This window comes from Faecalimicrobium dakarense (assembly GCF_000499525.1).
Lineage (GTDB): Bacteria > Bacillota > Clostridia > Peptostreptococcales > Peptostreptococcaceae > Faecalimicrobium > Faecalimicrobium dakarense.
Genome location: NZ_HG529416.1, coordinates 1 through 9,538, shown reverse-complemented (window position 1 = coordinate 9,538; position 9,538 = coordinate 1). Strand labels below are relative to the sequence as shown.

The window sequence follows — 9,538 nt, the reverse complement described above, 5'->3', positions numbered from 1 at the left end:
TTTATTAGAGTTCTTTTTTTATAAAAGCTTATAGTTTTAAAAGTATAAATTTAGGCTTCGATGAAAATGTTTTCTTGTTGTTTTTATAAAAATCAGATAAAAAAATATCTTTTTCAGAGATATGATGGAGAAATTTATCATAAATTAAGTTCGAAAAAATAAAGTAAATTATTTTATTTAATAAATTACTTTATTTTTTTTATAAAAATTTATGATTCAAAAACACTAAAAAAAATACTAAAAAAAACTTGACGTGTTGAAAATAAGAGCATAAAAAATGATGATTTTAAGAAAATAGGATACAATATACAAATGGCTAAAATACAATATTTGGAACATAAAAAATAATTTTTATAGTAAAAAGTTTTATTTAAATTTAAAAATTTATTTAATTATCAGAAAATTTGATAAAAACTGAGGTGGAAAATTTCAAATTTTACAAAAATTTCATAGTATATTTACAACAAAACAAAAAGGTGATACATTGATTGTATACACAAGGGAAAGGGTTTTTCGGAACGAGGAAAACGTTACTTGTGGGCTTGAAGAAAAATGTTTTTTGCAACACGAAAGATGTTCCTTATGGAACTATAGTTAAAAATCATAATATCAAAATTCAAGGGGGAAATAAAAAATGGAAAACTTACAAAACAAAAAATTTGCTACAAAAGCAATTCATGGTGGACATCAAAAGGATGCTGTATCAGGAGCTTTAACAACACCTATATATAAAACATCAACATTCGTATTTGATAGTGCAGAGCAAGGTGGAAGAAGATTTGCATTAGAAGAGGGTGGATACATATACTCTAGATTAGGAAATCCTACTAATGCTCAATTAGAAGATAAGGTTGCATTACTTGAAGGAGCAGAAGCTTGTGTATCAACAGCTTCAGGAATAGGTGCAATAACTTCAGCTTTATGGACAATATTAAAAGCAGGAGATCATGTAGTTGCAAGTAAAACATTATATGGATGCACATATGCAATGTTTAATCATGGTATAAGCAGATACGGAGTTGAAATTACTTTTGTTGATGCTACAAACTTAGATGAAGTAAAAGCAGCTATGAAAGAAAACACTAAAGTTGTATACTTAGAAACTCCAGCAAATCCAGACTTAAAATTAATAGATATAGAAGCTGTATCTAAAATAGCTCATGAAGTAGAGGGTTGTATGGTAATGGTTGATAATACTTTCTGTACTCCATATATACAAAGACCAATAGAATTAGGTGCAGACGTAGTAGTTCACTCAGCAACTAAATACTTAAATGGACATGGAGATGTTATAGCAGGGTTTGTTGCTGGTAAATTAGATTTCGTAAATCAAGTAAGATTATTTGGAATAAAAGATATGACAGGTGCTGTATTAAGTTCACTTGATGCATATTTAATAATAAGAGGTATGAAAACTTTACAAGTAAGAATGGATAGACACTGTAAGAATGCTATGGAAGTAGCTAAATTCTTAGAAGCTCATGAAAACGTAACAAAAGTTAACTATCCAGGACTTGAAAGTTTCCCACAATATGAATTAGCTAAAAAGCAAATGGATCTTCCAGGAGGAATGATTGCTTTCGAAGTTAAGGGTGGATTAGAAGCTGGTAAGAAATTCTTAAACTCTTTAGAATTATGTGTTCTTGCAGTTAGCTTAGGTGACTGTGAAACATTAATACAACATCCTGCTTCAATGACTCACTCTCCATATACTCCAGAAGAAAGAGCTGAAGCTGGAATATCTGAAGGTTTAATAAGAATATCAGTTGGATTAGAAGAAGCAGAAGATATAATAGCAGACTTAAAACAAGGTCTTGATAGATTATAAGAAATAAAAGATTGCTAAAAGTCTTTAATAAGATATAAATAATATATTTAAATCTAACAGAGGAGATATGTATAAATACCTTCTCTGTTAGCTATACCTTAAATTAATTAAGAGGGGATCAAAAGTATGCAAAATGTGAGCAATCAAATTGACAAAAAGGAAAATAAAGGTAGTGCACTTGCATTACTTCCAATAGGAGTGTTTTTAGTATTATTCTTAGGAAGTGGTATTATAACAGGAGATTTTTATAAAATGCCTGCATTAACAGCGTTCGTAATTGCAGCAGGTGTAGCTTTTATGATTAATCCTAAAGAATCTTTAGACACTAAAATGGAAATATTCTGTAAAAGTGCTGGAGATAGTAATATATTAATAATGCTTGTAATATTTTTACTAGCAGGAGCTTTTGGTAGTGTAGCTAAAGCAATGGGTGGAGTAGATTCTACCGTTAACCTAAGCTTATCAGTTTTACCACCAAATTTATTAGTACCAGGGTTATTCTTAGTAGTATGTTTTATATCTACATCTATGGGAACATCAGTTGGAACAATTTCTGCATTAACACCTATAGCTCTAGGTATTTCTCAAAAAACTGGAATGCCATTAGAATTACTAGTAGCAATAATAGTTGGAGGAGCTATGGTTGGAGATAACTTATCTATGATATCTGATACTACTATAGCGGCAGCAAGTACTCAAGGTTGTGAATTAAAAGACAAAGTTAAAATGAACTTCCTTGTAGTATTACCAGCAGCATTAATAAGTCTTGTAATAATAGCTGTAATGTCATCAGGATACGGAACTACTTCAGCTGAAGCAGGGTCTTATGAAATAATAAAGGTCGTACCTTATGTAGCTGTGTTAGTAGGTGCTTTAGCAGGGGCAAACGTTTTTGTTCTTCTTGCAGGGGGAGTTTTATTTGCAGGAGCAATAGGTATATTTACAAATACTATAGATATATGGGGATTCATAAGCGCTGTATCAGAAGGTATGGCTGGAATGCAAGAATTATGTATCTTAGTTTTAATCGTCGGAGGGGTAATCGGGTTAATAAAACATAATGGCGGTATAGACTTTATACTAAACTTTATAACAAGCAAAATAAAAACAGCAACTGGTGCTAAGTTTGGTATAGCTTTACTTGCTAGTGTGATAGATTTATGTACTGCTAATAATACAATAACAATAATAACAGCTGGTCCTCTAGCTAAAGATATTGGAGAAAAGTATAACCTTGATCCAAGAAAAATAGCTAGTATGTTAGATATGTTCGCATCATGCTGGCAAGGAATGATACCATATGGAGCGCAAATACTAACAGCTGTTGGTATAGCAGGAGTTTCTTCTGTGGGAATAATAAAATATTTACACTATCCGATATTCTTACTTATATTTGCGATTGTGTCAATAACTGTAGATTTTTCATTCCTAAAGAAAAAGAAAAAAGCAAATTAGTTTATAATATAGGTATATAAAAATTGATTATTTAATAATATATGGGATATCTTAAAAATAAGATATCCCATTTTTTTATAAACCTATAACAATTTTAGATAATCTCTTTATTTAAAATTTAAGATAATTACATATTTAGTAAGCTAGATATAAGTTCTAGAGTATCAATACGTAAGTTTTGATTTAGATTTCTTTCTAATAGGTGTCTATAACTTATACCATGATTTTCAAAATAATTTTTAATCAAAGGTATTCTATTTTTAGGATCATTCATAACGCTATAGGCAACAATCCAATCTTCTAAAGTGGTGAATTTTATATTTATGCTATCTATAGTTTTATCGTGAACTATAGATTTCCTATCTAATATAAATTCGTATATATTATTATTACCTAAGTCTATTTTAAAATCTCCCATAAACTCTATAATTACACCATCAACATTATACCCAAAAAAATCTCTTGTTAGAAATGGGGCCTTAGAAGGTAAGTTTATAGGTTGTCCTATAGTACTCATAAAAGATTTAATTTTATGAGTATCTGAAGAATCTATTAAAATATCTATGTCTTTTGGCTTTTCTACTAAATTATATTGATTAAGTAGTACAGAACCTCCAACACCCCAAGTACAGTTTAATTTATTAAGACCATGTGAAATTTTTTTTAGAACATCTATATTCATACATTCCTCCTATGATTATTGAGTTTAATTTTATATTATAAACTTAAACATCCTTATACTCTAATATATCTCCAGGTTGACAATCTAGCTCTCTACATATAGCTTCTAATGTAGAAAACCTTATGGCTTTAGCTTTACTGTTTTTCAGTATAGAAAGGTTTGAATTAGTTATATTAACTTTTTCAGCTAGTTCTTGTAATGAAATTTTTCTCTTTGCCATCATCACATCTAAATTTATTACTATTGACATGTACCATCATTCCATTTCTTTAAATTGTATTATCACTATCTTCTTTATAATTGATAGCTTCTTTAAACACTACTGATAAGACCAGTATAAAAATCCCAGCTAAGAAGAAAATTAAAGGTTCAGTATCAGTATGTATTATAGTACTTGATACATCTAAAAACTTATAAGAATATTGTTTTAAGTTTAAAAGAATATTTACTACATAGCACCCGCTTATTATAAAACACTCTATAGCAATTTTATTTAATAACTTTACATTTTTTAATATAAAAGGATTTTCTTCTAATAATGTTTTTAATATTCTCCTTAAATCTAATATTATTAATAAAGTACATAGTGTACCTAAAGTTAAAATAAGAATCATTATAAGAATATTGTTTTCAGAAAGTATTTTTATATTTTCATTAAATATATCATAATAAATATTAAATGAAACCACTAGCCCAAAAACAAAAATTAAATCTAAAATAAATATTAATGATTTAGAAATTTTTCTGTTATCAAATCTCATAGCATACTCCTTTTAATAATTTTTTTATTTTTAATATTTTTTCCAACTTAAACATCTCCCCTAAGGATATATATTATCACTGTATATAAAATTTATCAACGATGAATTATTGATAAACAATAAAAAAATATTAATAAACATAAAAATACTTTTATGAAATATACGTATAGTAATATTAAAAGTATCATTTGAGTATTAATATTAAATAGTAGTTATAATAAAATATTTAGAAATCTAACAAAAAAATGTATCCTTATTGACGATACTATTTTATAATATTAAGAGTTATATTATTAATTGTTCTAGATGAAAAATATCAAAAGTAATAGTATTTTATAGTTAGTTAAATAGAGCGCAAAGCTGATATATGAATAAATAAATTGATTAAAGGAGTGATATAAATGAAAAAGATGAAAGTGGTTGCTGGTGTAGCAATATTATCTATAGGTGTATTTGCATACAGTAATATAGACTTAAAAAAGGGAAATGCAGAGGACGATATAGAAACAAAAGTAGAAAGTATTAATAAAGAGAATTCAAGTGATTCATTAAAGGAAAGTATTGATGAAATTAAAGACAAGATATCTGAAAGTTCTAAAAAAGCTCAAGATATAGACTCAGATATACAAGAATTAAGTAGTTCTTATGATGAAAAAAAATTCGATAAAGCTCAAGAAATATTAGAAAAAATAAACAAAAAAGAATTAAGTGAAGAACAAAAAAATAAAGTAAAAGATATTGAAAATAAAATAAATAGTAGTGCTAATTTAGCAGAACAATCGATGAATAAAGTAAATTCTAAGGTAGATAGCGCAAAAGACAAATTGACTAAAGCTGATTCAGTTATTAAGTCACTAAAAAATAAAATAGATACAGCATCAGATGTAATAAATAATGAAAAAGGAAAATTAGAAAAAATAACGGAAAAATATAAACAAGAAAATAATTACATTAATAGTAAATGGAAGTAGTTTTGTCAAAAGGGTAACAAATTTGTAACTTTTAAGATATAATGTTTCCTAGGTAAGGGGTTAGGCCAAAAAATATTGACATAATAAGTAAACCTAGGAGGTATTGACATATGAAAAGGAAATTTTTAATGGTCACGACGGCAATAGCTTTATTATTTATGCCAAATGTAAAAGCATTCGCAGATAGTCCATCAAATACAGAAAACACATCTATAAACATACAAAGTACTAAAAATGGATACATAAACGCAACTAATGTAAACTTTAGAACAGGACCAAGTACAGAAAGTAAAGTAAATTACACTTTAGATAAATCAGAGAGTATAGATATAATAGGGACTGAAGGTAAATGGACAAAAGTTAGTCATAAGGATTCAGTAGGATATGTTTACTCTAAGTATGTTTCATATAATGAAGAAAAAGAAACAGTATCATTAGATAACTCTAAAAAACTTAATGTAAAAGCTACAGCTTATGCAGGAGATACTATAACATCTACTGGAACTGTTCCAAAATGGGGAACTATTGCAGTTGACCCAACTGTTATACCTTATGGGACAAAAGTATACATACCTAAGTTTGACAAGGTATTTGTAGCTGAGGACACTGGAAGTGCTATAAAAGGAAATAGAATAGATATATTTATGGCAACAGAAAAAGATTGTAATGAGTGGGGCGTGAAGAATATAGATATTCACGTATTACCTTAAAATAAAATAATTTTTAAAGGCTATCTTAACTAGAGCAGACAATTGCTCATATTAAGATAGCTTTTTTATAATATAAGAATAACTTGATAATAAATATAAAATAAATTGGAAAGATAAAGATACATACTAAATTACTAATAACTTAAACTGAAGGGAACTAATCTATGAAAGGAATTATAGTAAAGGAAATTATAAAAGATAGAGAAGTATTTATTTATCTTCCAACAGATTATAATATAAGCAATAAAGACTATCCTGTAGTATATATACAAGATGGCGATGAAATTATAAAACATAAAGAAGAATTTTTTTGTGAACTTGAAAAAGACGATATAAAGTTTATTGGAGTTTTAATACCTCCTAAAAATAGATTAAATGAATATACACCTTGGTATAGCGAAGGATTAAGTGAGAAAACACCTGATTTTTTAGGTGATGGAGATAAATATTTAAACTTTCTATGTAATGATATAAAAAAGATAATTGATAGTAAGTACAGAACTAAAAAGGATAAAAAAAGTACGAGTATAATAGGGGCATCATTAGGAGGATTAATTTCTGTATATGCTTTATATACTAAAAGTGATATTTTTGGAAGTGCTGTATGTGTATCAGGTTCTTTTTGGTATAAAGATATATTAAAATTTTTAGAAGAAAGTGAAATAAACATAAAAGATAAAAAAATATTTATGTCTATAGGAGAAGATGAGGATCATTGCAAAAGCAAATACTATGATCATATTCATATGTTAGATAATAATCTAAAAGCTTATGAAATTTTAAAATTGAAATGTAGCAATGATAATGTTTATATAAAAATAGATAAATCAACAACTCACTGTATAAAATACTTTTTACCAAATTTAGTGCTAGGAATTAAATGGATATAATATGTTAAATAACAAACTTTGATCAGCTCTAGTATGAAGGTTTGTCAATGTAAATAGATTATGATATTATATAATTCTATGAGAAAGTCCCTATATTGCTTTATAAGCTTTAATATACTAATTAATATTAGTATCATATCGTAAATAGGGAATCGAAAAAATTTATATATTATAGTCAAAAATAGCAGATGGAGGAAAGAAAATATGGAAAATTTACCAAATTGCCCAAAATGTAATTCAGAATACACTTATGAAGATGGAAGCCTTTTAGTTTGTCCAGAATGTTCTCATGAGTGGTCTTTAGAATCAGGAAATGAAGAAGTAAACGTTATAAAAGATGCAAATGGAAATGTATTAAATGATGGAGATGCTGTAACAGTAATAAAAGACCTTAAAGTAAAAGGTAGTTCATCATCTATAAAGATAGGAACAAAAGTAAAAAGTATACGTTTAGTTCCTGATGCAGCTGATGGACATGATATAGAGTGTAAAATCGATGGATTTGGAGCTATGAAATTAAAATCTAGTGTTGTTAAAAAAGCATAGTTTATTTTAATATTAATATTTATCAAATAAAAGCCGTATCACAAATAAGTGATATGGCTTTTATATTTTTAAGAGTCTAATAAATAATAACTATTTATCTAAATTTTATGTCAAATAATCATAGGTATTTGTAATAATATATCATAATATGCTACTATATTATGGTAAAAAAAGGGGGCAGTGGTATATTCGATATGGAATTAATATTTAATAATATGGATGAAAATGTATTGATAGTGGATGAAAAAAATATTATACAGTTTTGTAATAAAAAATTATTAGAGAAATTAATGTATAATATTGAAGATTTAAAAGATTTTAATATAAGTAAACTACTGGGGGAAGACAATAAATTAAATCAAAATGAAATTTTAAGTTTCTATAATAAAAAAGGTAAAATTATTAATTTTGCTACTAAAATATTTGACATAAATTGGAGATGTAAAACTGCTAAAATTTTTATTTTACATGAACACGATAATAACATTAAACAGTATAGTATAGAAGATTTAGAATTAGTTTTAGATGGGATACCGCTTTTAGTATGGATAAAAGATTTAGATGGAAAGTATATCTATGTAAATCAAGGATATGCAGACAAATTTAGCTTAACTAAAGACTATATAATAGGGAAGAAGGATATAGACTTTTGGGTTAAGGAGGAAGCTGAAAAACTTTATAAAGAAGATCAAAACTTAATTAAGCAAAAAGGCTATTTTATAAATAAAGAACTATTAAGAGTTAATAAATCAGAAATGTGGCTTTATGTATTTAAAGTTGCAGCATTAGATGAGAATGAAAATGTAAAATATGTATTTGGAGTTGCAAAGGATATAACGGGAGATAAAAAAATAGAGGCAAAGAGAAGAATTCAAGAAAAAGAAATAGAAATAGAAAATCTAAGAAATGAATTTTTTGCAAATATATCTCATGAGTTTAAGACTCCTTTGAATATAATCCTTGGTACTATTCAATTACTAATTAAATATAATGAGAATGATATGATATATGAAATTGGTGAAGATAAATTAAATTACTATATGAATACAATGAAGCAAAATTCTTATAGATTATTAAGGCTTGTAGATAATTTAATTGATATAACACAAATTGATACAGGTTATTATGATGTAAATTTGGAAAACCAAGATATTGTTTATATTGTAGAAGAAGTGGTTACCTCCGTTGCAAGCTATGTAGAAGGTAAAGGTATATCAATTATATTCGATACTAATAAAGAAGAAAAGTTTATTTGTTGTGATTCAGATAAGATTGAAAAAATTATATTAAATTTAATATCAAATGCTATAAAATATACACACGAAGATGGAAAAATTGAAATCAATATAGATGTGGCTGAAGATAATGTGTATATATATGTAAAAGATAACGGAATAGGTATATCAAAAGAAAAAATAAGTGCTATTTTTGAACGATTTGTACAAATAGATAAAAGTTTGACTCGAAAGCAAGAAGGAAGTGGAATTGGATTATCAATAGTAAAAGAACTAGTAGAAATCCAAGGTGGAACAATAGGAGTAAGAAGTGAAGAAGGAAAAGGAACTGAATTTGTTATTACTTTACCAGCGAAGACTATAGATTATTGTCCTAATAAAGTGAGCAACAAAAAGAATGAAATTAATATATTAGAAAAATGTAATATAGAATTTTTCTGATATATATAGTATATAAAAA

10 protein-coding genes are annotated in these 9,538 nt (G+C 26.7%); 7 read left to right on the top strand and 3 right to left on the bottom strand.

Going from position 1 to position 9,538, the window contains the following annotated elements:
* The first annotated feature begins 634 nt into the window (after nucleotides 1-634).
* On the top strand, nucleotides 635-1,828 hold the full coding sequence (megL, locus tag BN899_RS15660) for a methionine gamma-lyase (RefSeq protein WP_042277374.1): 1,194 nt from the start codon (nucleotides 635-637) through the stop codon (nucleotides 1,826-1,828).
* A gap of 126 nt (nucleotides 1,829-1,954) precedes the next feature.
* A complete protein-coding gene (locus BN899_RS15655; RefSeq protein WP_147568588.1) occupies nucleotides 1,955-3,283 on the top strand; it encodes a Na+/H+ antiporter NhaC family protein in 1,329 nt (442 codons plus the stop codon).
* Nucleotides 3,284-3,410: 127 nt separating this feature from the next.
* Here BN899_RS15655 and BN899_RS15650 read toward each other — a convergent pair whose 3' ends face one another.
* Genes BN899_RS15650 through BN899_RS15640 form a run of 3 tightly spaced genes read right to left on the bottom strand, consistent with a single transcriptional unit; the run spans nucleotide 3,411 to nucleotide 4,726 of the window.
* Nucleotides 3,411-3,965, bottom strand: coding sequence for a nucleotidyltransferase family protein (locus BN899_RS15650; protein WP_042277371.1), 555 nt, complete (start codon nucleotides 3,963-3,965; stop codon nucleotides 3,411-3,413).
* 43 nt (nucleotides 3,966-4,008) lie between these two features.
* Nucleotides 4,009-4,215, bottom strand: a complete 207-nt coding sequence (locus BN899_RS15645; RefSeq protein ID WP_042277368.1) for a helix-turn-helix domain-containing protein — start codon at nucleotides 4,213-4,215, stop codon at nucleotides 4,009-4,011.
* A 19-nt stretch (nucleotides 4,216-4,234) separates the two neighbouring features.
* Nucleotides 4,235-4,726, bottom strand: a complete 492-nt coding sequence (locus tag BN899_RS15640) for a DUF2975 domain-containing protein (RefSeq protein ID WP_042277365.1) — start codon at nucleotides 4,724-4,726, stop codon at nucleotides 4,235-4,237.
* 401 nt (nucleotides 4,727-5,127) lie between these two features.
* Between BN899_RS15640 and BN899_RS15635 the strand changes: the two genes are divergently transcribed.
* The 5 genes from BN899_RS15635 to BN899_RS15615 all read left to right on the top strand — a co-directional run bounded on the left by BN899_RS15635 (nucleotide 5,128) and on the right by BN899_RS15615 (nucleotide 9,519).
* On the top strand, nucleotides 5,128-5,697 hold the full coding sequence (locus BN899_RS15635) for a hypothetical protein (protein WP_042277363.1): 570 nt from the start codon (nucleotides 5,128-5,130) through the stop codon (nucleotides 5,695-5,697).
* Between the two features lie 110 nt (nucleotides 5,698-5,807).
* Nucleotides 5,808-6,407, top strand: a complete 600-nt coding sequence (locus BN899_RS19945; protein ID WP_042277360.1) for a 3D domain-containing protein — start codon at nucleotides 5,808-5,810, stop codon at nucleotides 6,405-6,407.
* A 164-nt stretch (nucleotides 6,408-6,571) separates the two neighbouring features.
* Nucleotides 6,572-7,297: an alpha/beta hydrolase gene (locus BN899_RS15625; protein WP_052356887.1), complete on the top strand. Its 726-nt coding sequence runs from the start codon at nucleotides 6,572-6,574 to the stop codon at nucleotides 7,295-7,297.
* Nucleotides 7,298-7,501: 204 nt separating this feature from the next.
* Nucleotides 7,502-7,843 carry a zinc ribbon domain-containing protein YjdM gene (locus tag BN899_RS15620; protein ID WP_042277358.1) on the top strand — a complete coding sequence of 114 codons (342 nt, stop codon included), beginning with the start codon at nucleotides 7,502-7,504 and terminating at the stop codon, nucleotides 7,841-7,843.
* 194 nt (nucleotides 7,844-8,037) lie between these two features.
* On the top strand, nucleotides 8,038-9,519 hold the full coding sequence (locus BN899_RS15615) for a PAS domain-containing sensor histidine kinase (RefSeq protein WP_052356886.1): 1,482 nt from the start codon (nucleotides 8,038-8,040) through the stop codon (nucleotides 9,517-9,519).
* Nucleotides 9,520-9,538 lie beyond the last annotated feature (19 nt).